19 protein-coding genes are annotated in these 21,640 nt (G+C 64.6%); 11 read left to right on the top strand and 8 right to left on the bottom strand.

Features of this window, described 5'->3' with window-relative positions; all coding sequences use genetic code 11:
- Positions 1-2: 2 nt before the first annotated feature.
- Entirely contained in the window at positions 3-761 is a 759-nt protein-coding gene (locus KBX07_RS05970) for a TSUP family transporter (RefSeq protein WP_256023417.1), read from the top strand.
- Between the two features lie 43 nt (positions 762-804).
- A complete protein-coding gene (locus tag KBX07_RS05965) occupies positions 805-1,104 on the top strand; it encodes a hypothetical protein (RefSeq protein WP_156774787.1) in 300 nt (99 codons plus the stop codon).
- Here KBX07_RS05965 and KBX07_RS05960 read toward each other — a convergent pair.
- Together KBX07_RS05960 and KBX07_RS05955 are read right to left on the bottom strand one after the other, a co-directional pair.
- The gene (locus KBX07_RS05960; protein ID WP_255994697.1) at positions 1,079-2,560 is read right to left on the bottom strand and encodes an amino acid permease; all 1,482 of its coding nucleotides are present in this window, start codon (positions 2,558-2,560) and stop codon (positions 1,079-1,081) included. The two genes, KBX07_RS05965 and KBX07_RS05960, sit on opposite strands and share 26 nt — an antisense overlap.
- 34 nt (positions 2,561-2,594) lie before the next feature.
- Positions 2,595-4,838 (bottom strand): ATP-dependent RNA helicase, encoded by a 2,244-nt coding sequence (locus tag KBX07_RS05955; protein WP_256023415.1) that lies wholly within the window; start codon positions 4,836-4,838, stop codon positions 2,595-2,597.
- 97 nt (positions 4,839-4,935) lie between these two features.
- Here KBX07_RS05955 and KBX07_RS05950 point away from each other — a divergent pair, with 97 nt between their 5' ends.
- Positions 4,936-5,766, top strand: coding sequence for a hypothetical protein (locus tag KBX07_RS05950; protein ID WP_005287460.1), 831 nt, complete (start codon positions 4,936-4,938; stop codon positions 5,764-5,766).
- Here KBX07_RS05950 and KBX07_RS05945 read toward each other — a convergent pair.
- Positions 5,763-6,353, bottom strand: a complete 591-nt coding sequence (locus tag KBX07_RS05945; protein ID WP_256023413.1) for a sugar O-acetyltransferase — start codon at positions 6,351-6,353, stop codon at positions 5,763-5,765. The genes KBX07_RS05950 and KBX07_RS05945 overlap by 4 nt on opposite strands.
- 781 nt (positions 6,354-7,134) lie before the next feature.
- Here KBX07_RS05945 and KBX07_RS05940 point away from each other — a divergent pair.
- From KBX07_RS05940 to KBX07_RS05905, 8 genes are all read left to right on the top strand, one after another.
- Entirely contained in the window at positions 7,135-7,839 is a 705-nt protein-coding gene (locus KBX07_RS05940) for an SDR family oxidoreductase (protein ID WP_005287454.1), read from the top strand.
- Between the two features lie 16 nt (positions 7,840-7,855).
- A complete protein-coding gene (locus KBX07_RS05935; protein WP_005287451.1) occupies positions 7,856-8,530 on the top strand; it encodes a LysE family translocator in 675 nt (224 codons plus the stop codon).
- Between the two features lie 118 nt (positions 8,531-8,648).
- Positions 8,649-8,843 carry a hypothetical protein gene (locus KBX07_RS05930; RefSeq protein ID WP_256004011.1) on the top strand — a complete coding sequence of 65 codons (195 nt, stop codon included), beginning with the start codon at positions 8,649-8,651 and terminating at the stop codon, positions 8,841-8,843.
- Between the two features lie 24 nt (positions 8,844-8,867).
- Entirely contained in the window at positions 8,868-9,470 is a 603-nt protein-coding gene (locus KBX07_RS05925) for a hypothetical protein (protein ID WP_256023412.1), read from the top strand.
- Positions 9,467-9,787 carry a heavy metal-binding domain-containing protein gene (locus tag KBX07_RS05920; RefSeq protein ID WP_255997196.1) on the top strand — a complete coding sequence of 107 codons (321 nt, stop codon included), beginning with the start codon at positions 9,467-9,469 and terminating at the stop codon, positions 9,785-9,787. Before KBX07_RS05925 ends, KBX07_RS05920 begins: the two co-directional genes overlap by 4 nt.
- Positions 9,787-10,059: an RNA-binding S4 domain-containing protein gene (locus KBX07_RS05915; RefSeq protein WP_255997195.1), complete on the top strand. Its 273-nt coding sequence runs from the start codon at positions 9,787-9,789 to the stop codon at positions 10,057-10,059. Before KBX07_RS05920 ends, KBX07_RS05915 begins: the two co-directional genes overlap by 1 nt.
- A gap of 3 nt (positions 10,060-10,062) precedes the next feature.
- Entirely contained in the window at positions 10,063-10,917 is an 855-nt protein-coding gene (locus KBX07_RS05910; RefSeq protein WP_256023410.1) for a VOC family protein, read from the top strand.
- Positions 10,918-10,926: 9 nt separating this feature from the next.
- Positions 10,927-11,877 carry a hypothetical protein gene (locus KBX07_RS05905; protein WP_256023408.1) on the top strand — a complete coding sequence of 317 codons (951 nt, stop codon included), beginning with the start codon at positions 10,927-10,929 and terminating at the stop codon, positions 11,875-11,877.
- Between the two features lie 28 nt (positions 11,878-11,905).
- On the opposite strand, the gene KBX07_RS05900 is transcribed toward KBX07_RS05905, so the two are convergent.
- The 5 genes from KBX07_RS05900 to KBX07_RS05880 all read right to left on the bottom strand — a co-directional run bounded on the left by KBX07_RS05900 (position 11,906) and on the right by KBX07_RS05880 (position 21,619).
- Entirely contained in the window at positions 11,906-13,027 is a 1,122-nt protein-coding gene (locus KBX07_RS05900; protein WP_256023407.1) for an HNH endonuclease signature motif containing protein, read from the bottom strand.
- 97 nt (positions 13,028-13,124) lie between these two features.
- Positions 13,125-14,177 (bottom strand): alpha/beta hydrolase fold domain-containing protein, encoded by a 1,053-nt coding sequence (locus KBX07_RS05895; RefSeq protein WP_256023405.1) that lies wholly within the window; start codon positions 14,175-14,177, stop codon positions 13,125-13,127.
- The gene (locus tag KBX07_RS05890) at positions 14,177-16,117 is read right to left on the bottom strand and encodes a M13 family metallopeptidase (RefSeq protein ID WP_256023403.1); all 1,941 of its coding nucleotides are present in this window, start codon (positions 16,115-16,117) and stop codon (positions 14,177-14,179) included. The genes KBX07_RS05895 and KBX07_RS05890 overlap by 1 nt, the downstream gene beginning before the upstream one ends.
- A gap of 10 nt (positions 16,118-16,127) precedes the next feature.
- A complete protein-coding gene (locus KBX07_RS05885; protein WP_256023401.1) occupies positions 16,128-19,616 on the bottom strand; it encodes an arabinosyltransferase domain-containing protein in 3,489 nt (1,162 codons plus the stop codon).
- On the bottom strand, positions 19,613-21,619 hold the full coding sequence (locus KBX07_RS05880; RefSeq protein WP_256023400.1) for a galactan 5-O-arabinofuranosyltransferase: 2,007 nt from the start codon (positions 21,617-21,619) through the stop codon (positions 19,613-19,615). Before KBX07_RS05880 ends, KBX07_RS05885 begins: the two co-directional genes overlap by 4 nt.
- Between the last annotated feature and the right edge of the window lie 21 nt (positions 21,620-21,640).

Raw genomic sequence — 21,640 nt, 5'->3', positions numbered from 1 at the left:
CTATGCTACTCCCCGTGACTGTCCTCCTTGTTCTCGCCGCTGCGCTCGCGGGCTGGGTGGACGCGGTCATCGGCGGGGGAGGGCTGATTCTCATTCCGGCGCTCATGGCCGGCACGTCGCTTTCGCCGGCGGCGGTGTTGGCGACGAACAAGATCGCATCAGTCTCCGGCACGGGCTCGGCGGCGGTCACGCTGGTCCGTCGCGTAGGCGCGTCGCGGCATATCTGGGGTTACGCGCTCATCGCGGGGTTACTCGCAGCCTGCGGCGCGGCGTTCGCTTCGCTTATCGACGCTTCCATCCTCCGCCCCCTCATCATCACCCTTCTTCTGACCGTGGGGGTGTTCGTGGCATTCAACCCGTCGTTCGGGACGGCGTCGGCGAACCCGATCTTGACGCGCCGCCGCGTCGTGTTGGGCGCGTGCCTGGTGGCGGCAATTGGGTTTTACGACGGCATTTTCGGCCCCGGCACCGGCATGTTCCTCATCATGGGTTTCACGGCGTTGTTCGCCCAAGACTTTCTGCGCTCGGCCGCGATGGCGAAGGTGGTCAACACCGCCACCAACGTGGGTGCGCTGGTGGTGTTCATCTCGGCCGGGTTCGTGGACTGGCCGCTTGCGCTCGCCTTAGCGGCCGCGAATATCGTCGGCGCGCAAGTCGGTGCCCGCACCGTCCTCGGTGGTGGGGCGCGGCTGGTCCGCTACGCCTTGCTGGCCCTCGTGGTGGTGCTTTCTGGCTATTTGATTTACCAGCAGATCGCGTAGCGGGCCACAGCTCGCGTTCAGCCCCCGGCGTTACGGTGAGTGTGTGCTTAGAACGATGAATGCGGTCGCCGTGACTGTCGGCCCGTTGGGCGGCGAGGACTGCGCAGACGTCGCGGACGTAGTGGAAGCGGCGTTATGGTTTGCGCGTCAAACCAGCGCGGAGAAACTTCGTCTCATCGCCGAGCCGGAGGAGATGCTGCAGCTCGCCGTCGCCCTGGCTACCCGGGAACACATCCCGGACAACCTCGTGCTTGTGGAGACCGGCCACGAGCTCAACGACGAGTTCGTGGCCGTCTCCTCCGACTTCGTCCTGAAACTTACTCGAGAACAAGCGAGCCGTTGACCAGACCGATCACGGCGAAGACAGCACCGACTGCAATGAGCGCCACCACGACCCATTCGAAGGTGTTGAACGGCTTTTCCTTCACGGCTAGGCGCGTCCACACGTAGGCGATGAGGCCCGGGATGACGGCCAACGCACCGAATAGGACGTACACCGGGTCAGCTGCGTAAATCAGCCACAGTGAGTAGATGAAGCCGATAATTCCGATGGCGAGGTGCCGGCGGTTGTCGGCTGCGGAGACTTCGGGGCCGGAGTCGTCGAAAAGCGTGCCGGCGTGCGGGTGTGTCAGCCCCTTACCGCGCACCGCTAGCAGAATGAGGTACAGCGTCGAGAAGATGTACGGCAGCAAGTACATGATCGTGGCTAGCTGCACCATCGCGTTGTACGACGTCTCGTTGGCGAAGAAGAGGATCACGCAGAACTGCACCACCGCCGTGGAGATCAGCTGTGCGATGTATGGCGCGCCCGAGGCGTTTGTGGTGGCCAGACGCTTCGGCAGCAGGCCGTCTGTGGCCATCATGACGATCGGTTCCGCGCACAGCATCTGCCACGAGATGTAGGCGCCGAGCACCGACAAGCACAGGCCGATGGAGATGAGCACACCGCCCCACGGGCCGACTGCAGCTTCGAGCACCGCGCCCATCGAGTTGTCTGGCAGCGCGGCGAGTTCTTCGCGGGTAAGCACGCCATACGACAGCGTCGACACCGCCACCAGCAGCGCCAGCACGGACAGGAAGCCGATCACGGTCGCCCGGCCGACGTCCTGGCGGGAGCGGGCCTGCTTGGAGTACACCGACGCGCCCTCAATGCCGATGAAGACCCACACGGTGAACAGCATGATTCCCTGGAGCTGCTCGGACAGTGGAATGCCGGAGTTCTCACCCCAGAAGTCGAGCGTGAATTTGTCCCAGCTGAAGCCGACGAACGCGATGAGCACGATGAAGGCGAGGATGGGCACGAGCTTGGCGATCGTCGTGATCAAGTTCATCGCCGCCGCCTGCTTGATGCCGCGTGTCAGCGCGAAGAAGATACCCCACGTCAAAAGCGACACCGAAATGGCCATCACCCACGTGTTGTCCGGGTCGAAGAACGGGATGTAGTGGCCCAGCGTTCCGAAGAACAGCGTGGCGTACCCCACCTGCGCGATCACCGAGCCGAGCCAGTAGCCCCAACCGGAGGTGAAACCGATGAAGTCGCCGAGGCCGGCGCGCACGTAGGAGTACACGCCGGAATCCAGGTGCGGCTTGCGGCGGGCGAGGGTCTGGAAGACGAAAGCAACGGACAACATGCCCACGCCCGCGATCGCCCAGCCGATGAGCATCGCGCCGGGGCTGGCCACCGATGCGATATTCTGCGGCAGCGCGAAAATTCCGGAGCCGACAGTCGAACCAATAATGAGGGAGACCAGCGTCCAAATCGTCACTGAGGGCGCGCGCTGGTTATGGGCAGTACTCATAGATGAATAGATTACTGTGTTAAGCCTATAAAATTCACATCCGGTTCTTAGTCCGCGCTGTCGCAGGCGCAGTCCACGGGTCCTCCGGCCAGGGGTGCTTCGGGTACCGGCCGCGCATTTCTTTGCGCACGTCCTGGTAGGGCCCGTTCCAAAAGCTCTCCAGGTCGTCGGTCACAGCGAGTTCGCGGCCCGCGGGCGAGAGCAGGTGAAACAGCACCCTCTCATTGCTTATCGACGGGCTCACCCCCAAACCGAAGCACTCCTGCAACTTCACCTTCACCACCGGCCGGCCGCTGCTGTAGTCAATGCGCGGGTGCGAGCCGCTCGGCACCGCCAATTTTTCGGGGGCGAGCTCATCCATCCTGGCGGCTTCGGGCCACGGGAGCTGTCGGGTAAGGGCGGCGTGCATATCCAGCTTGTCCAGTGGGGTGCCGTGGGCGAGCTGCTGGGTCTCTGGCGAGTAGTCGCCCTTTGTAACGTCCGGCCACGGGTCGCCGTGCTGGGCGTGGAGGAAATCGAGCCGCTCTTTGAGTCGTCTGGCTTTGTCGTCGAGGGGGAACTGCTCGAAGCTCAGGTGCTTCAGCGCCTCCGCCGCTTCCTCGGCGGTGAGTTGAATGGGTGTTGAATCCAGCTCAATGGCGCCTATGGAACGCACCCGGCGGCCGCGCACTTTGCCGCCCTCGAGCGTGGCTGTGGTCTCGGTGGTGACGCGGTGTGCGGGGAAGTCAGTCGCCGCCGCCGCGCGAATGATGGCGCCCTTGTGCGTCAGCTGTACTTCGGCGGCGACGATCCAGTCGGCGGGCGGGATGGACGAGTCGAGAGTTGCGCGGGTGCCGCTGGCCAGCAAGTATTCACGCTCGTCGAGACGCTTCGCCACCCACTCCGGGTAGGCGGAGGCGACCACATCGCCCGCCGGGACAGGCGCAGAATCTGGCACCAACTTCGCCAGGCGTTGGACCTGGTTCTTCGGCGCGCGGGCGTGGGCGTGGGCAAGGTCGCCGCCGATTCCCTCGGCGAGCGCAGCGACGGTCGGCGCGGCCCCGGAGCCGTGTTCTAACAGCGTGGCACCGAGGCGCGGGTCGAGCGGAAGGCGGGAGAGCTGTTCGCCGATGGGGGTGATGGTGCCGTCTTCGAGCGCGCCGAGCGCTTCCAACGTCGCGTGCGCGGCGTTCAGTGCGGCGGCAGGCGGTTGGGTCAGCAGTGGCAGATCCGGTGAGCCCCACGCCGCCAACGTCAATGCTGCCGAGGTCAGGTCCGACGTGGCGATCTCCGGCACAATATCGGCGCTGAAGTGCTGGTAGTCAGCTTCCGAGTACGCCCGCAGCACCTCGCCTGGTCCGAGACGTCCCGCGCGGCCGGCACGCTGGTCCGCGCTGGTCTTCGCCGCTGAAACGGTGACCAGGCCCGTCATGCCGCGGGCAGCGTCGCGGCGGGGGACGCGCGACAGCCCGGCGTCGACGACGCGACGGACACCGGGGACGGTAATGGAGGACTCGGCAATGGATGTCGCCACGACGACCGGGGCATCACCGTTTAGCGCGTCATCTTGTTCTTTCGAGCTCAGCCGGCCATGGAGTGGCGCAGCGGAACCGTTCGGCAGGTGCGCGCAGACCTGCTCCACTTCGCGCACCCCGGGAACGAACACGAGGGTGCGTTCGCCGGCACCCCGCGCTAAGTCGGCAACATGCGCGTAGAACTCCCGCGACCCCTCAGCACGGCCCGGATGCGGGTGGTAGGAGACGTCCAGCGGATGGGTGACTGCTTCGGTGGAGAGGATCCGCGCACCCATGTGCTCCGCCAGGGCGGCCGCGTCGAGGGTGGCCGACATCGCCGCCAGGTATAAGTCCTCGCGCAGGAAAGCGACCTCCATGGCCATCGCCAGGACAAGGTCGGTGTCTAGCTGACGCTCGTGAACCTCGTCGATGATCACCGCGCCGACACCGGTCAGCTCTGGGTCGCGCAGCAGGCGATTGAGCAGGACCCCCGGCGTGACGAACTCGACTAGCGACCCATCACGGTGCTCACCGCGGATGGAGTAGCCGACGCGGTGGGGGGAGCCGTCGAGAAGCGAAAGGCGTCGCGCGGCCGCACGCACCGCAACTCTGCGCGGGGCCGTGACCAGCGTCAACCCTTCGACTTTGTTGCTGATCGCCGGCGGGACCAGCGTCGTCTTACCCGTGCCGGGCGGAGCCTCAACCACCAACGGGCCGTGCGCGGGCAGGTCGCCGATCACGCCGGCGACGGGGAGGCCCTGGCCAATCACGGAGAGGTCGAACATGTCGGACCAGGGTAGCCGAAATGCACACTGTAGTGCGCAAAGCGCGGTTTACACGGGTTTGCGGGGCGCTTTAATGTCAGGAAGCGAAGGGGGAAACATGACATTTCACAGCCACACTTTCCACTACCAGCCAGACCGCAACGACGACTACAGCTACCCAGCCGCCATCATGGCCACCGACCTGTCCACGGGGGAGACAGTCAGTGCCATCCTGCGCGTCGACCATCCAGCCGCGCCCGCCGCGCACGACGCCCGCGCCGTCGCCGCATTGCACAAGCTTATCGACGAGTTCTACGCCAACTTCACCATCGGCATCCCATTCCACGAAGTGCCTACCGGCGACCACATCACCTGCGAATGCAACCCGGACGTCGAAGGCGACGACATCGATGCCGCGCTGACCATGCTCATGCAGGTCCACGTGACCGGCCCAGCGCAGCTCGCCGCCGGCGCATACGAAACGTTCACCATCGACTACCGGCCGAACCAGACTGAGCACTACCCGCTGGCGATCTTCAGCTACCACCAGACCAGCGGCCGGTTCACCGGTTTCGCACTTGCGGAACCGAACCCGTTCCTACCGCGCCTCAACCGCCAGCAAAAGCGGACAATCAAACGCGAAATGGACGCCTTCTTCCACCGCCTCAACGCCGGTAACGCCCAAGAGGCACTGAGCAGGCTCGACCGGCCGCGGTTCGGTGTATTCCGCATCGATCACTACCACACCCGCAACATTCACAAGGCCCTCCAGTTAGGAATCACTGACCTCTACATGGCCCACTTCGGCGACAGCGCTGAGGAATTCGACGACGAGATCGAGGACTACTGGGACTACCTCGATGACCTAGAAGACCTCGAAGATCTAGAAGACCTCGACGACTTCGATGACTTCGACGACTTCGACGACTTTGAGGAGCGCAGCGCCTAGCCCGCGCTTTCCTCACCCGCACCGTTCAGCTTCCGCACGACCTTTCCCGGCACCCCGGCGACCAGCGAGTCGTCGGGGATGTCGTGCGTGACCACCGTCCCCGCCGCGATGACGCAACGGTCGCCGACGGTCACGCCGGGTAACACCATGGCGCCGGCGCCGAACCAGCAGTCGTCGCCGATGCGGACGGGGCGGCCGCGCTCCCAACCGTCGGCACGCTCCTGGGCGTTGTCGACCGGGTGCTCAACGGTGATGATCTGGCAGGCCGGCCCGAACAGCGTGCGCTTGCCCACTGTCACTTCGGCCACGTCGAGGATGACGCAGTTGTAGTTGAGGAAGCAGTCCTCGCCGAAGGTGGTGTGGATGCCAAACTCGAAGTAGATGGGGGCGAAGACGCCGGGGAGGGAGGAACCTTGGGCAAGCATTGCGCGCAGCAGCTCCTCGGCGCGGGCGGGATCTGTGTTGCCGAGCGCGTTGAATTCACGCATCAGCTTCCACACCTTTGCGTGCGCGGCCTCGGGCTCGGGTGACCCAGGTTGGTACCAGTTGCCGGAAGAGACATCGTTAAGCGAAAAATCTTGAGCCATGCGCTCCAGACTATGCGTGTGGCACGTCCTGCCATCAGAATCGAGCTCGCCCTGCCTGTGCGAGCAGGGCGCGGTGCGGTACCTGAGCTGGAATGGAAGGAGCCGGTGTTGGCTCAACTGACCGCTAAATATCCGTTGATGACGGTGGATTAACGCTACCCCATCGCCTCGTCTCAACTGCGTTGACGCAGCGGCCGCCAAGAATGCCTCAAGCGGAACGCGGATTCTTCAGACTTCGAGGGTTGGTTTTCACCTAACTCGATTTTGCCTGCCGGAGCATAACCCTTAGGTACATAATGAGAGACGCGACTATTGCGCTGCACAACGAAAGATAGGGGCATGTCATGGCGACTAACACGGGTGACGGTTACCGAAAGGGGCAGGTTCGGGATCGCTATCAAGTTCGGAACGAGAACACCAAAAAGTACGACAAGTACGACAGCAACGGAAACTACGTTGGATCCAAAAAGTCAGAAGGTAAGTATAAGGGGATCGAGGAGCGCGCCGCTCGAAAGCATTCCCGCTAGTAATATTCAACCGTGGTCCCGTGGTTATCGCTCTCACAGCTGTTGCATGGCTGGTGCCGACAATCGTGCTCGGCGTAACCCTCGCTCTGTCAAGCGATCGCTGCTGAGCGACGGAGTAGGCGTGACCCACCGCGCGGTCATATGCGGTCGTCCTGGGTTTCGGGTTCGAGGGGAGCCGAGAGAGTGTAGACGGTGCAAGAGACACCGTTAGGAGAAAAATCAGAATCCATGCCCGCCAGGATAGACTTCCCCGCATGGAGAAAATTGCTGTAGTCACGGGCGGTTCCGCTGGCATCGGGGAGGCTGCGTGCCGGGCGCTCGCGGGTGACGGGTGGACCGTGTACGTTGCGGCGCGGCGCGCAGAGCGGTGCCGCGCTATTGCCGACGAGATCGGTGGTGTCGCGGTGGAGCTGGATGTGACGGATCAGGGGAGCGTCGATAAGCTTGCGGAGCTTGTACCGCGCGTGGATCTGCTGGTCAACAACGCCGGCGGTGCGAAGGGCCTTGATTTTCTGCGCGACGCGAAGCCGGAGGATTGGGACTGGATGTACCAGACCAACGTCATGGGCACCGTGCGCGTGACCAAGGCGCTGTACCCCGCGCTCGTGGCGGCTGAGGGCCTGGTCATCAACGTTGGCTCCGTCGCAGGATGGGACGCTTATGTCGGCGGCGCCGGATACAACGCGGCGAAGTTCGGTCTGCGCGCCCTCACGCGTGCTTTTCGACGAGAAGAAGCCGCCACCCCCATCCGCATCACCGAAATCGACCCCGGCCGGGTGGAAACCGACTTTGCCTTCAACCGCCTCGGCGACGAAGAAAAAGCCGCGCAGGTCTATGCCGATAAACTCAACCTCACCGCCGAGGATGTCGCCGAAGCGATCCGGTGGGTTGCGTCACTGCCACCGCACGTCAACATCGACACGATGAACATCATGCCGCGCGACCAAGCAGAACGCTAAACATTAGGAGCTAGTAGTGACTGTTTCGACCTATCTCGCCCTGATCGGCATTTGGATCGCCGCAATCGCCAGCCCGGGGCCTGATCTCGTGCAGATCATCCGCGTCGGTGCGAAGTCGCGCGCCGCCGGTGTCGCCTGCGCGTTCGGCATTATGGCCGGCAACGCGCTGTGGATCGCGGCATCCCTGCTAGGGCTTGGCGCCCTGATCCAGGCTGTGCCGCAGGTGCTCGCCGTGCTGCAGCTGATCGGCGGGGCCTATCTGCTGTGGATGGGTGTGGGCGCGGTACGTTCCGGGCTGGCAGCGCGCGGCCAGGGTGCTTCCAGTGTCTCCGCCGCCGCGACAGACACTACCGATGCGCCACCGGCTGGCACCGTGCTATCCGCGCGCCGGGCGTTCGCCACCGGTGTACTCACCAATCTTTCCAACCCGAAGGCGGTGCTGTTTTTCGGGGCAGTGTTCGCTCAGTTCATGACACCGGGGATGGGCTGGGGGTGGGTGGCCCTCATCCTCGTCACACTGGTGCTAATTGGGGTGGCGTGGTTTGTGGGGTTCGCGGTGGGCGTCGATAAGTTTGCGGGCGTTTTGGCGCGCTGGGGGCACATTGTTGACGTTGTGACGGGCGTGATCTTCGTGGCGCTGGCGGTGTGGATGATCGCCGAAGGCGCGCTCAGTATCGCCGCAAGCCTTTAAATTCTCACACCTAGACACACCTTCACCTCCAGTAACAGGTGAGCTGGGGAAGCTGGAACCGCGCTTGGGCCGCTGGGCAGAACGTGAGTCCACGGGGTACAACAACGCTGTGAGAACCATGGCAAAACGAATGTGCGCGCTGGTGATAGCCGTCGGTCTGGCGCCGGCCGCACACGCAGTAGATGTGAAGCGCGGCGCGCCAGGCGGACGAACCGCGGTGGCCGTCTACCACCCGGACGGATCGTGGACCGGGTCGCCGGACGCGCACCAGCCGCGCGCGGCGTTGTCGCTGAGCAAGCTCTACCTCGGCTAGGGGGTACTCCAGCACGGTGCGCCCGTGGATAAGGCCCAGGTAGAGCACATGATTCGTGTGTCGTCAGACTCGATCGCGGCACACCTTGACCGCCGGTACCCGCAGGCCATTGACGCTGTCGCGCGGCAGTTCGGCCTGACCAACACCGCGCGCTGCGGTCGCTGGGGTAACACGGCGACCTCGGCCTATGACGCTGCCAAGTTCGTCGAAAGCATCCGCCGCGACCCGCTCGCCGCACCGATCATCCGCGGCATGCGGACCGCCTCCCCGATCGCGCAGGACGGCTTCCGCCAGGACTACGGAACGTCGCGTCTCCCCGGCGCCGAGGGGACGAAGTTCGGCTGGTCCGACGACCGCCGCTCCTACACCGCCACCGTCAGTTTCGGCCCCGGCTGGACCGCCGCCCTGATGACGGTCGGTGATGCGGGTGCGAACACGCACGATGCGCTGGCCATGATCGATCCGGCGCAACCGGCGCCGTCTGCACCGATGAGCTCGGTCGGCCCGTGGAGCATCCCGCTCGTCCCGCTCCGCGACATTCTGCCCCCGCAGGTGCCGTACCAGATCCGTGACGCCGTTCCGCGCGATGTCCTCGTGCGCGCGGGACCGGTACAATTCAGGCCATGATCCTTACAACGACGCCTACCGTCGAAGGCCGGCGCATCACGGAGTACATGCGCATCATCGGCGGCGAGACCATTGCCGGCATGAACATGTTCAAAGATATGGGCGCGGGTTTCCGCAACATGGTCGGTGGCCGCGCAAGCTCGTGGGAACAGGAGCTTGTCCGGTCCCGCGACAGCGCGCTCAACGAGCTGTGGGAGCGCGCCCGGCAGATCGGCGCTGACGCGGTGGTCAACATCGAGGTGGATTACTCGCCGATGGGGCAGAACAACACGATGATGCTGGTTGCGGCGACTGGCACTGCCGTGAGACTCGATTAATGGAATTACCCATTAAGCTCGGCCAGTTTCTCAAGCTGGCCAATCTCGTCGAGTCCGGAGGCGAAGCGAAAGAGCTCATCGCCGCAGGTGAGGTCGCGGTCAATGGTGAGGTAGTCACGTCGCGCGGCTTTTCGCTTGACGACGGCGACGAGGTCTCCATCCCAGGCCACACCATCACCGTCACCGGTACCGGTGCAGACGACGATGACGACTACTTTGACGAGCGCACCGCGAACGACGATTTCGACCCTGAGAAGTGGAGGAACCTCTAACCCATGCCCGCTTTCGAAGCCCGTCCGGGCATGCCGTATTGGATCGACTTGTTCTCGAGCGAGCTGCGAAAGTCCTCTTATTTCTACTCCCGCATCCTCGGTTGGGATGTGGAGGGTGCCGACATGCCAGGCGCAGATAACCAGGGCGCTGACGACGGTTCCTACCGGGTTGCTCGCGTTCAGGGGCTGCCGGTTGCAGGTCTCGTCGCCCAGAAAACTGATTCCACCGGCACGGACATGCCCGACGCGTGGGTGACGTACTTCTATACCACCGACATTGAGCGCGACTCGGAAAAGGTGGCGCAGCTCGGTGGACGTGTTCTTGCAGAGCCGGCGCAGGTGTCCTTGGGGAAGATGGCTCTGTGCGCCGACGTTGCTGGTGGGTGGTTCGGACTGTTCCAGCCGTCGGGGGAGGACGCCTTTATGGCGGCTGGCGAACCTGGGACCCCCGTGTGGCACGAGTACACCTGCACCGGGGATGTGCAGGCCGTGGTGGACTTTTACCGTTCGCTCTTTGAGTGGGGGGTTGACCACGACAACGGTTACCACGTTGCCATGCAAGACGGCGCCGCATTTGCCGGTGTGTGGGATGCATCCGACACGATTCCGGCGGAGGTGCCGAGCTTTTGGCAGACCTTCCTTGGCGTCGCCAACGTGGCTCAGGTGCGCGGCCGGGTCGAGGAGCTCGGCGGGGAGATTGTGCGTGGCCCGGAGAATTCACCGTTCGGGGTGCTGTTGACGGTGGCGGATTCGACGGGTGCCGTCGTCACGCTGTGCGAAGTCGATGAACCTGTCGACGAGGACGAACTCGACGAAGCCGAGTCCGTGCTTGAGGTTCTTGACCGTCACCAGGCATAATTGCGTGCTGTGAAGCGGTTTTTTGCCGCCGCGGCGACACGCGTAGCCAGAGCAGTCCGTACTGCTGGCGTAGCCAGTGCAACATGCGTAGTCGGTGCGGCCTTCGTCGTCGCGCCGTTGCCCCCTGCGGCGGCTGTCGATGTGCTGCCGGGGGATCCGGGTGAGCGCACTGATCTCGTCGTCATGCATGACGACGGCCGGTGGACCGGCTCCCCGGGCGCCCAAGACCCCCGACCAGCACTGTCTTTGGCGAAGCTGTACCTCGGTTACTGGGTCCTGCTGGAGGGAAAGCCGGAGGATCAGGGGAAGGTCCTGCGGATGATGCGCACGTCGTCCGATGCCGTCGCCGGTGAGCTGGATGCTGCGTACCCGGAGGCGATCAACGAGGTCGCCGAGCTTTTCGAGCTGACCAACACCTACAGCGGTGGCTTCTGGGGCCGGTCGTCAACCTCGCCGTACGACCTCGCACGCTTCATCACCGCAATTATCGACGATCCCGTCGCCGAACCCATCATCCGCGGCATGGCCAACCACGCCCCTTTTGCCGAGGACGGCTTCAAACAGGACTTCGGCACCGATCAAATGGCCGGTGTGATTGGCTCGAAGTTCGGCTGGTCCGATGATCGCGCTGGCGCGTTCGGCTCGGTGTCCTTTGGCCCAAGTTGGGTCATCGCCGCTATGTCCTACGGCGATGTCGACGAGCACACCAATGACGTCCATGACTGGATCGACCAGAGCGAGGACGATCTGATCTTCAACCTCGACCGCGAGGAAGCCGAGGAGCGCGGGCTGACCGACGGCACCGACCGGCTTCAGGTGTGGCTCAGCGACTACGGCCGCAGCGAACCCGTGCCCACGATCCGGCCGATCATCCCCGAAAACGACACCGGCGACCGCGACATAGAGGACGCCGACGACCGAGACACAGAGGACGCCGACGACCGCGACGCTGACGACTAGACGGCGCTTATCGCTCTTGCTGGCCAGGTTAAGCCGCTAATGCCCGCTCACCAGGGGCCGCCCCGAAAAGGACATCCATTGCCCCAAAGCGGTGTCGGGGGTTGATCCGTTGGTTGCCGTATGGGGAGATCCACACCGGCCTGCCGTCACGCATCTCGATGCGGCCGCGGGTGCGGTGGATGGAGGGGTCGTCGTCGTTAATGCGGTTGTGGTAGCGGCACAGCGGGACCAGGTTGGACACGTTGGTTTCGCCGCCGTTCTTCCAGGCGTCGGCGTGGTGGACTTGGCACAGGTCGGCGGCGTGGTGGCAGTCGGGATGCGCACAGACGGGTTGCACCGCGCGGGCGAGGTCGCGCTGCTTGTCGTTGGCCAGGCGCTGTGAACGGTACATGTTCACGGCCCCTTGAGTCGGGTGGAACAGCGCCGCCTCCAGGTGCGGGGTGTTGGATGCGATCTGGTTGAGGTATTCGGCGCCGGTCATGGTGGTGCCGTTGGTGAGGCCGAGGACGACGTCGTCCCCCTCGCCGTCCATGATCTTGGTGTAATCGGGCAACCCGACGAGCAGCAAGGGCCGAGGCACGGCCTCTGGTACACCGCCGCCGTCTCTGAGCAGTGCTATGAGTTTGGCGGCCATATGGCGACCGGGGGAAGTAACGCTGTCCAGCCCGGACATGAGCAAGTGCTTCAAGTCGGCCATGAACTTTTCCGACGCCGTCAACGTCAACGTCGCGTACCCGTCTTTCGGCTCGCTGATACTGGCGTGCTCCTGGCGAGCGGGCGGCTCCTTCGGCGGGACGATGTTTTTGAGCAGCTTCGACATGGCGGCGCATGTGCGTCCGATGCGGGAGGCCGCCGACAGCACTTTCATGCGCATGGTGTGCCGTCGGGTGGCGTGTTTGATGTGGCGGATGGCGCGCTCGATGGTGGCGAGCATCCCGATGGACAAGCCCAGCGCGGTCGCCTTCGCAACCGCCTTGGCTTGCTTGGTGTCCGATAAGCCTTCCCCGAAGTAAGCGTCGTGGACGAGTTTCCAGTTGTTGACCACCGACGGTTCCACGCCGGCGTTCAACGCTTGTTGTTTGTTGAAGTCTTTCAGCGCCCCCAACCTTGGGGCGCTGTGTGCGCTGACAAGGTCATTGAAAGTGTCCATGCCAGCAACACTAACCCTGTTTTTGCAGCTAGGAAAGGGTTTTTGGAATACGTCACAAATCCCGGATTCAAGGAACCGGACGGGCCTCTACGGCAGTCTAATAAGGGTTTGTGGCGTCTACGGTCGCGAGGAAATCGGCGACGCCGCGGATGCGGCGGCGTGATTCCTCCGGTGTCGCAATGGTGTGTGTTGAGTGGTACTCAATGACAGTTGCGTTGTGGGCCTCGGTGGTGGTGGGGTGGGGGGTGGTGTCGTCGTAAAGCGCGAGTTGCACGAGCGTGCGCGGCCATGCGCTCGGAGCTGGCACGGTGCGGTTTCCACGCAGTTCCGCCGGTAGCTTATCGACGCTCCCAAGCCCCGGATTCGTCAGCACCAACCCATCTACACTGCGCTGCTCAGCAGCGAGAACGGCAAGCGCAGCGCCGGAGCCGGCACCCCAAAGGGTGACTGACGCCGGCTCTTGGGCTGCGACGTAGTCAAGCGCTTTGTGCACGCTGGAGACGACCTCGTCGAGGGTGGCGCCGGGCAGCAGCGGGTAGTCCAAGTCGAGGATCGTGGTGCCAGACAACTCCGCTGCCGCGGCAACATCGGGGCGCCAGTGCTGCTCAAGGGCGATTCCGGAACCGCGCCACAAGCCACCCGGGTGCAGTGAGACGGCCCACCGGCGGGTTGGGGAACTGGGGACGAACACGCGGGCAAGCAGTTCCGGCTCTCCGGGAGTGTCGGGGATGTCGGAAAGGGCGGGCAGATCGCGGATCTTGGCGATGTTCATCCCGTACGCGACCCCTGGCATCGTGTGGTCGAGCCCGGAACCGAGCATGAGCATGGACGCGTGGGTGATGCGGTCAGCGAGGTGCCCCATGTAGCGGTCTGCCTCGGCCGGGTCGCCGGTGCCGCCCTCCCACGGCGGGGGCGTATCCGGTGCGGGGTAGGTGGCGTTCACGTAGCTGATCAGCTGCTCGAGCTGCTCCTTCGGCGACAGGGCGCGCTCGACACCACCGACGTTGAACTCAGGCGAACCCTGATCGTTCAACGGCCCAGCCTCACCGGCGGGAAGTGGCGCGGCAGGTTCCTCGGGGGAGGGGGTGTGGCGCATCCGGTCCTGCGCCTCGCGGTACGGTTGGTCGGGTTGGCCAGGTTGGTCGGGCATCACCAGATCACCACGCGGTCCGCTTCCGCGACTGCGTCCGGGGCTTCGGCGGCGTCGGGGAAGGCCTCATAGAACTCGGCGATGTTGCTGGCGACGACGTTGCAGCGGAACTCAGACGGCGAGTGCGGGTCGATCGCCAGGTATTGCGCGGCCATTTCGGGCCGGATGGCGGTGCGCCACACGCGCGCCCACGCGAGGAAGAGGCGCTGCAGGCCGGTGAATTCCTGCCCGTCGATGGTGTCGCTGGCGCCGGGGGCGTGGAAGGTCCGCACGGGGCCCTGGTCGGTGGCGGGGTCGAGACCTTGCTCGGCCAGGTAGTCCTTGTACGCGACGACGGCGATGCCAAGCCCGCCCAAGTCACCGATGTTCTCGCCGAGCGTGAACTCGCCGTTAACCCCGCGGATTCCTCCGCGGCCGGACAGGACGGAGGGGACGAGACCGTCGTATTGCGAAATCAACTTGGCGGTCAGTTCCTCGAAGCGGGCACGGTCGGCGTCGGTCCACCAGGAGTTGAGGTTGCCGTCGCCGTCGTAACGCGAGCCTTGGTCGTCGAAGCCGTGTCCGATTTCGTGGCCGATCACGGCGCCGATCGCGCCGAAGTTCTCGGCGGCGTCCGCGTCGGGGTCGAAGAAGGGCGGCTGCAGGATCGCGGCCGGGAAAGTGATGTCGTTGACCACCGGGTTGTAGAAGGCGTTGACGGTCTGCGGGGTGGAGACCCATTCGCCGCGGTCGGCCGGCTTGCCGATCTTGGACAGCTGGTAGTCGTGCTCAAAGGCGGCGCCGGCGCGCACATTCGCTACGAGCTGGGCGCCGGAGCGGTCGAACGTCAGGCCGTCGTAGTTGCGCCACTCGTCGGGGTAGCCGATTTTCGCGGTGAACTTGCCCAGTTTCTCTAGGGCGCGCTCGCGCGTTTCGGGCGACATCCAGGTCAGCTGGCTGATCCGCTCTTCGTAAGCGCGCACGAGGTGGTCGACGAGGTCGAGCATGCGCTGCTTGTGCTCCGGCGGGAAGTGCTTTGCGACGTACGCGCGCCCCATATCCTCACCCACCAGCGATTCCGCGAGCGCAATGCCGCGCTTCCAGCGGTCGCGCTGCTGGGTCGCGCCGGAGAGCACGGTGCCGTAGAACTCGAAGTTCGCCTGCCCGATGTGCTGCGGGAGGAGGCCGGCGCGGGAGCGCAGGATGGCCCAGGTGGCCCAGAGTTGCCAGTCGGTGAGGGGGGCGTCGACAAGCAATTGCGCGAGCTCGTCGATGAAGCTGGGCATCATCGCGATGACCTTGCCGTCCTCAAGGCCGGAGGCGCGCAGGAGCGTCTGGATGATCTCGGGTAGTTCCGCCAGCTCAGTGGGGTTGTACGTTTTCACAGCGTCGCGCGTGGTCACCACGTCCCAGTGGTGCGAGGCGATGCGCTTTTCGACGTCCAACACCCGCTCCGCCGCGTCCCCCGCCCCGAATCCACGGCGCTGCTCGTCGGTGAGGAAACCGAGCATGCGCTCGACGTGCTCGCGGTACGCTTCGAGCGTCTCGGCGTGGGCGGGCTCGCGGTAGTAGGCCTCGTCGGGCAGCCCCAGGCCGGACTGGATCACGTAGGGCACGGACTCCTCGCCGAGCGAGTCTTTTTCCACCCAGTACGTCAGCGGGGCGCCCACACCGGAGCGCTCCAGCTCGCCGAAGACGCGGACCAAATCCTGGATCGTGTCCACGTCGAGCAGGGCGAAATCGTCGGTAAGGGGGTCCAGGCCGGCGGCGTCGATCGCGTCGACGTCCATGAAGGAGGCGTATAGATCGGCTGCACGGTCATCGCCAGCCTCAACGATGGCGTGGACGTCCTCCTCCGCCTTGTCGCGCAAGGCGTGGAAGGTGCCGTCCACACCGCGGTCCTCAGGGATGACGTGGCTTTCCAGCCAGGGGCCGTTGACTAGTTGGTAGAGGTCGTTCATGACCTCCAGACTAGTCTTCGTTCTCGTACGGATCCCTGATCTTCATGTCGGACGGGTGCCACAAGCCAGAGCGGGTGATCGTCTTGTGGTTGATCTCCGCCACGTCCGGTGTCTCACCGCGGGAGTTGGTCCGCGGGACGTAGCGGTAGGCCGAGCCCCAGTCGCGGTGCCAATCCTGGTTGAGGTAGCCGGGCATCTCGTAGGCGGAGTTGACCGCCTCCGCAGTAGCCATGGCTCCTCCGCCGAGAAAGTCCTGGAAGCCGGAGAGCTGCTCCTTCGCCTTCGCGTCGGCGGCGATGCGGAACTCGGGGATCTCTGTCACACCGGCGTAGTGGTTGAAGGTGCGGTTGCAGGGGAACTGCATCGCGACCGGCCAGTCGAGCAAGCCAGGGACGTCGGGGCCGAAGACCTCGGTGAGCGGCTCCAACGTGGGGTTGCGCAACGGAGTCAGGGCCATCCACTCCTCGGGGTCGAGGTTGACGTCTTCGCCGACGAGGCGGACGACGTTTGCGCCCTCCGGTAGATCCGCGATGGGGTAGCGCAGGTTGCGCCACTTCGTCGTCGGGCCCGGATCCAGCATTTCGACGTCGCCGATCTCGGTCACGTTGCCTTCCTCATCGCGCGTGCCGTACTCGAGTTTGAGGGTCTGCCCCTCCTTTTCCTCGCCGCTGATGTTGCGGTGCTCCAGCCGGCCAGCGACGGAGGTGACCAGCAGCGGGGCTTCCTCGGTGGCGTCGGGGAGTTCGAACCAGGACGTCTTGATTTCCGAGGCGCTCAACGCGTTCTCGCTGAACGTGCCCAGCACCGGGATGCGGTTGTAGTCCAGGTTGAACGGAAGGCGGACCGTGGAGCCGTTGACGCCGATCTGGTCCGACGGGCGGTTGCCCTGGGTGGCGGCGCGGGAGGTGGACTGGACCGTGTCGGAGCCGGCGTCATCACTCTGGGTGTTGGAGCCGGTGTCGGTCGTCGCGGTCGATGCGTTCTGGTCGGCACCGGAAGCACCACCGGTGGCAGGGCTGCCGGCACCGCTGTCTGTCGCCGGGGTGTTCTGGATGGCGCCGACGTTAGCGGCGCCCTCGTTGTCCGAGTCGATGTAGGCCGGGACACCCTCCGGGTGGAACCCGCGCACCGTGCCGGATTCCAGTGACTTGCCCAGCGGCACGCCGTCGACGGGGGTGAGGAAGGAGTCGTTCGTGTTGGCTTCCAAGAGCACGTCGGCACTCATCTGGCAGGTCTCGCCCTTGAGCGAGCGCACGTTACCCATGCCGACGGAGTAGGCCGGCGACTGGTCCATGAAGGACTTCAGGAAGGTCAGGCAGGAGAACGCCACGATGAGAATGCAGGCGAGCGCGATCGGTGCGGTCATGGCGCGAGAGATCCGGGTGCTGCTGGTGCCGCCAGCGCCGGCTACGGGGCCTTCGCCCGCACCTGGCCGCGGCTTGTGCCACAGGGACTGCACAATCCCGACGACGAGCGTGAGCAGGAACAGCGCCAGCATGACCGAGCTGGCCTCCACACCCTTGTACTGCACCGTCTTGTCCCACCACGGGACCGCGAAGGAGGAAACGTACCACCACGCGTTCCATCCGCCGAGTGCTAGCGCGAAGACGAACATCACAGCTGCCAGGGCGAAGGTCCTTGCGCGCGGGGAGCGTGCCGCAACCTGTGCCAGCACGATCGCGCCTAGGGCTGCAGCGGCACCGGCGATGCCGGCGTAGATGCCGAAGTGGTGGGTCCACTTCGTCGGGGTGAACATGAGGAAGAACATCGACAACCCGAAGATCGCCAGCATGCGGCGCGTCGGTGCCGGTTTCGCGCCGGGGACCGCGCCGTAGTGGGACATGCTCCACAGCACCAGCACCAGGCAGAGGACGAGGATGAGCATGGGGAAGCGGCGGGTCAGGGAGCCGTCGACGGTTGCTTCCAGCAGTGTCGCGTAGCGGACGTACTCGTTGTACCACTCCAGAGCGGGGCCGACGGCGGAGCGCACGGAGGTGGACTCCAGCACGGTCGCCAGTGTCTGGTCCTTGAACACAAGCACCATGACGGCGAAGCCGGCACCGAGGAACGGGAAGATGTAGGACACCAGCGGGGCAATGACGCGCCGCTCCGACAGGATCTTCAGCACTTGCGGCAAGCAGACGAGGAATACGCCCACGGCCGTCAGGCCGGTCGGCCCGCAGGCCAGGGTCACGGCGGCGAAGATGGTTCCTAGGGCGGCGGGGAGGAGGCGTCGTGAAGCAATGGCGCTTTCAAACGATGCCCACGTAGCAAGGGTGCCCAGCGCGATGATCGGCTCCGGGCGGAGTCCGTTGTCGTACGGCAGCCAGAACGCGAGGAACATGAACGCGGCGGTCCAGTAGGACACGCGCCGTGTCGCAATGGTCGCGCCGAGCCGCGGCAGGATTTCCCGCGAGAGGATCCACCAGATGAGGATGCCGGCGATGAGCGTGGGCAAGCGCATCCAGGCTGACGCGGTACTGACTTTCGACAGCAGCGACAATAAGTCGTAGAACGGTGAGCCGAACGGGGCCTCGGGCACGCCGTACCAGCGGTAATAGTTGGCCATGTAGTCCGACTCGTTGGCCACCCGCGCCATGGTGAGCAAGAAACCGTCGTCGGAGGTGTTCGCGCCGAAGAAGTGCCAGAACAGCAACAGCGTGACGACGACCCCATCCAACGGCTTGAACGACCTCCACTCCGGGCGCAACACGCCCAGGCGGCGGCCGTCCAACAAATCCATCCGAGCGATGGACCACAGGGCGATCAGGGCGGCGATGGTGCCGGCGATCATGGCGAACCACTTCACCAGCGACGGGCTGGAGGTGAAGCGGGAGTTGATTTCGACGTGGGCGGTCAGGCCAGCGTCGATAAGCGCTTGGGCGTCGCCCGTGAGCTCGCTGTAGATGCCTGTGATCTGGGGACGCATGTCGTCCTCAGTTTCTTCGCTGAGATCGGTGCCCGGGACGGAAACCGTTAGCGCTTCGTCGGTGGCGGAGACTTCGAGCACGGCGTCGCCGTCCAGTGTGGCTAGTTCCTCGGCGGTGAGCTCGAAGACGACCTCGTTGAGCGAGGAGACGTTGACGCTGCCGTCGGCAGGCGCGGTGACGAACAGGCCGCGGTCGAGCGCTTCCGTGGAGTCCACAGGCAGCGTGGACAGCACGTTCGACTGGCCGGGGGCCAGCTCCTCCAGCACGCTGATGGGGATGGTCAGCTCGAGCGATTCCGGCGCCAGCGAAATCAGCGGCGCGTTGACGGAGTTGAGCGAGCCGTTCTGCGGCCAGTCGAACGAGGACTGCACCTGCTTGACCGGCAAAAACGGCAGCAGCGCGAAGAAGATGAAGGCGAGCAGACCGGACATCATCGCGGTGAGTGCCAGGTTCCGCGGCGCGCGCTGGGCATGCGCCAGCGGGTCGGATTCGGGCGTGAACGCGGTGGACCCGCCAGTCGGATCAACCACGGTTTCCGTCTCGACGTTATTCACTCGTCTACCTTTCATCGGTTCCGGACCACCACCACGAAGGGGCCGAACTGCTGGGTGTCCCACTCGGGCGAGTTGAAGGCTGCCGGGTTGAAGAACAAAGCCTCATAGTGCACGTTGGGCTGGCTGGGGAAGATGTCATGCGCGATGTGGGTTTTCCACGGCGCTTCCGGGTCGGTTTCGCTGCCGCGGAAGATGAAGGCTTGGGGCGGGGCCCAGGGTGCGTCGTCAATAGCTGCGGCGAACGCCTGCGGGTTCGACAACTCGTTGAACGATCCGTTCGCCCACTGCTTCAAGGACTCGTTGCGCGCGTCGAATTCACCGAGCGGGTTGGCGTAGTGGCTGGTGAACGCGTTGAAACCACGGTAGGGGTGGTAGGCCATGAAGTTGATCTCGTCGGTGAACAGCACGGTCTCGCCCGGTGTGTAGCCGCGGGATTGGATGTATTCGTCCATCTGCTTGTAGTAGCGGCCGACATCAGATTCGCGCAGGTCGGAGCGCTCGCCGTTGCCGTCGGTGCTGGCATAGGCCTCGTCGATGAAGGATTCATTCTCCGCCGGGATCTGCTGCACGTACCCCAAGGTCGCCGTAGCGAGCAGCAGGACAAACAGCGTTGTCAAGAGATGGCTGCAGCGCTTGCTAATCGAGTTGGGGTAGAGCACGGCCAGACCGGACAAACGCAGATCCGCGATCGCGAGGATGCCCGCGGTGGACAGCAGCAGCGCCACAAGCACCTCCACACGGAAGCCGAGCAGCGTGGTGCCGGCCAGCGTGATCACCATTGAGCCGACCACCCAGACGTAGCACACGCCCACGGCAATGCTGATGTGTGCGATCTCCGGACGGCGGAACCGCACCACAAGAAAGACCAGACCCGCCAGGCTGAGCAACCCGACCAGGGAGAGGTCAAAGAACGGCAAGGGTACTTCCGCGCCTTCAGACGGCAGGAAGTGCTGCGCCGTCGAGCGCGTGGTCTCCGGACTGCGCAGCACGGCCATGAGGTACGGACCCCACGCGATGAGGGCAATGAGGATCGAACCGAAGCCCATCAAAGCGAGTTGTCTCAGGGGCACCCAACGCTGCTTGCCTTCCATCGTCAAGAACCCCGTCAGGGCAAACGCCATCATGGTCACGGCAACGATGCCTGTGTAGAGGGTGTACAAGCAGGCTGAGAGACCCAGGTAAAGAGTCAAGGTGATAGTCGGCGCCCATGATCCCCGCATGGCGTAGTAGCCGAGGACAGCTGCGGCGGGCACGAACATGCCGACGATGGCCGCATACGGCTCGTCGGGGGTCTGGGTGAGGATGATCGCGATGGTTACCAGTGCAATCGCCGTGGCGATCGGGAGCGAACTGGTGAGCTTGCGCCACAGCGGGACCAGCTGCGACGCCGCTACCGCCAAGGACACGAGCGCCCACGGCTGGTACACCTCCCAGCCCGGCATGCCTAAAACATCGGACAGGCGTCCGCCCAGCCAGAACCAGCCGATCGGGTAGAACGCCGGCAAGTCGGCGTAGTTCATGTCCTGGTTGGACATGGTGTCGGCCATGCGGGTGAGGAACTGGGTGCGGAAACCCTGGTCCACCTGGATGCCGTCGAGATAGAGCTTCGTGGAGGCCAGCGGGATCCCCAGCGTGGACACGACCAACCCCGCAGGGGCGAACGAGCAGACGAACTCAGTGAGCCAAACGCGCCAGGTGGGGCGCCGGCGGGAGGTGGATTCGTCGCGAAGCCACGCGAGCAACAACGCGCCCACCGCAAGAATCACCGCGAATGAGCACGCTGTAGCCAACGCGCGGGGGACCATGGAGACGTTGAACGCCGCCAAGCTCGACGCACGCAGTAAGTACCACGCGGCAAGCGTGAGTGCCCCTCCTACCAGGGGGTAGACCAACATGCGCACGGTCGTGCCAACCGTGTCGATGCTGTCCGGTTCGTAGTCGTAGACGCGGATGGCGCGCGTGCTGCCGCGAAGCTCTTCCTGGGGCTCTTCTTTTGTGTCCGTGACGGCCGTGGTCATACCGAACAGTCTCCCACAGAC

The organism is Corynebacterium sp. CCUG 70398 (assembly GCF_024454055.1).
Classification (GTDB): Bacteria; Actinomycetota; Actinomycetes; order Mycobacteriales; family Mycobacteriaceae; genus Corynebacterium; species Corynebacterium genitalium.
Note: the sequence above shows the minus strand (reverse complement) of the source record. Positions and strands in the feature narration are given on the sequence as shown.

Excerpts from the sequence above, each read along its gene's own strand:
- KBX07_RS05910 (WP_256023410.1), top strand. The coding sequence starts at position 10,063 with ATGCCCGCTTTCGAAGCCCGTCCGGGCATGCCGTATTGGATCGACTTG.
- KBX07_RS05945 (WP_256023413.1), bottom strand. The coding sequence starts at position 6,353 with ATGGCTCAAGATTTTTCGCTTAACGATGTCTCTTCCGGCAACTGGTAC.
- KBX07_RS05890 (WP_256023403.1), bottom strand. The coding sequence starts at position 16,117 with ATGAACGACCTCTACCAACTAGTCAACGGCCCCTGGCTGGAAAGCCAC.
- KBX07_RS05940 (WP_005287454.1), top strand. The coding sequence starts at position 7,135 with ATGGAGAAAATTGCTGTAGTCACGGGCGGTTCCGCTGGCATCGGGGAG.
- KBX07_RS05930 (WP_256004011.1), top strand. The coding sequence starts at position 8,649 with ATGGCAAAACGAATGTGCGCGCTGGTGATAGCCGTCGGTCTGGCGCCG.
- KBX07_RS05895 (WP_256023405.1), bottom strand. The coding sequence starts at position 14,177 with ATGCCCGACCAACCTGGCCAACCCGACCAACCGTACCGCGAGGCGCAG.
- KBX07_RS05885 (WP_256023401.1), bottom strand. The coding sequence starts at position 19,616 with ATGAAAGGTAGACGAGTGAATAACGTCGAGACGGAAACCGTGGTTGAT.
- KBX07_RS05955 (WP_256023415.1), bottom strand. The coding sequence starts at position 4,838 with ATGTTCGACCTCTCCGTGATTGGCCAGGGCCTCCCCGTCGCCGGCGTG.
- KBX07_RS05950 (WP_005287460.1), top strand. The coding sequence starts at position 4,936 with ATGACATTTCACAGCCACACTTTCCACTACCAGCCAGACCGCAACGAC.
- KBX07_RS05960 (WP_255994697.1), bottom strand. The coding sequence starts at position 2,560 with ATGAGTACTGCCCATAACCAGCGCGCGCCCTCAGTGACGATTTGGACG.
- KBX07_RS05970 (WP_256023417.1), top strand. The coding sequence starts at position 3 with ATGCTACTCCCCGTGACTGTCCTCCTTGTTCTCGCCGCTGCGCTCGCG.
- KBX07_RS05880 (WP_256023400.1), bottom strand. The coding sequence starts at position 21,619 with ATGACCACGGCCGTCACGGACACAAAAGAAGAGCCCCAGGAAGAGCTT.
- KBX07_RS05920 (WP_255997196.1), top strand. The coding sequence starts at position 9,467 with ATGATCCTTACAACGACGCCTACCGTCGAAGGCCGGCGCATCACGGAG.
- KBX07_RS05900 (WP_256023407.1), bottom strand. The coding sequence starts at position 13,027 with ATGGACACTTTCAATGACCTTGTCAGCGCACACAGCGCCCCAAGGTTG.
- KBX07_RS05915 (WP_255997195.1), top strand. The coding sequence starts at position 9,787 with ATGGAATTACCCATTAAGCTCGGCCAGTTTCTCAAGCTGGCCAATCTC.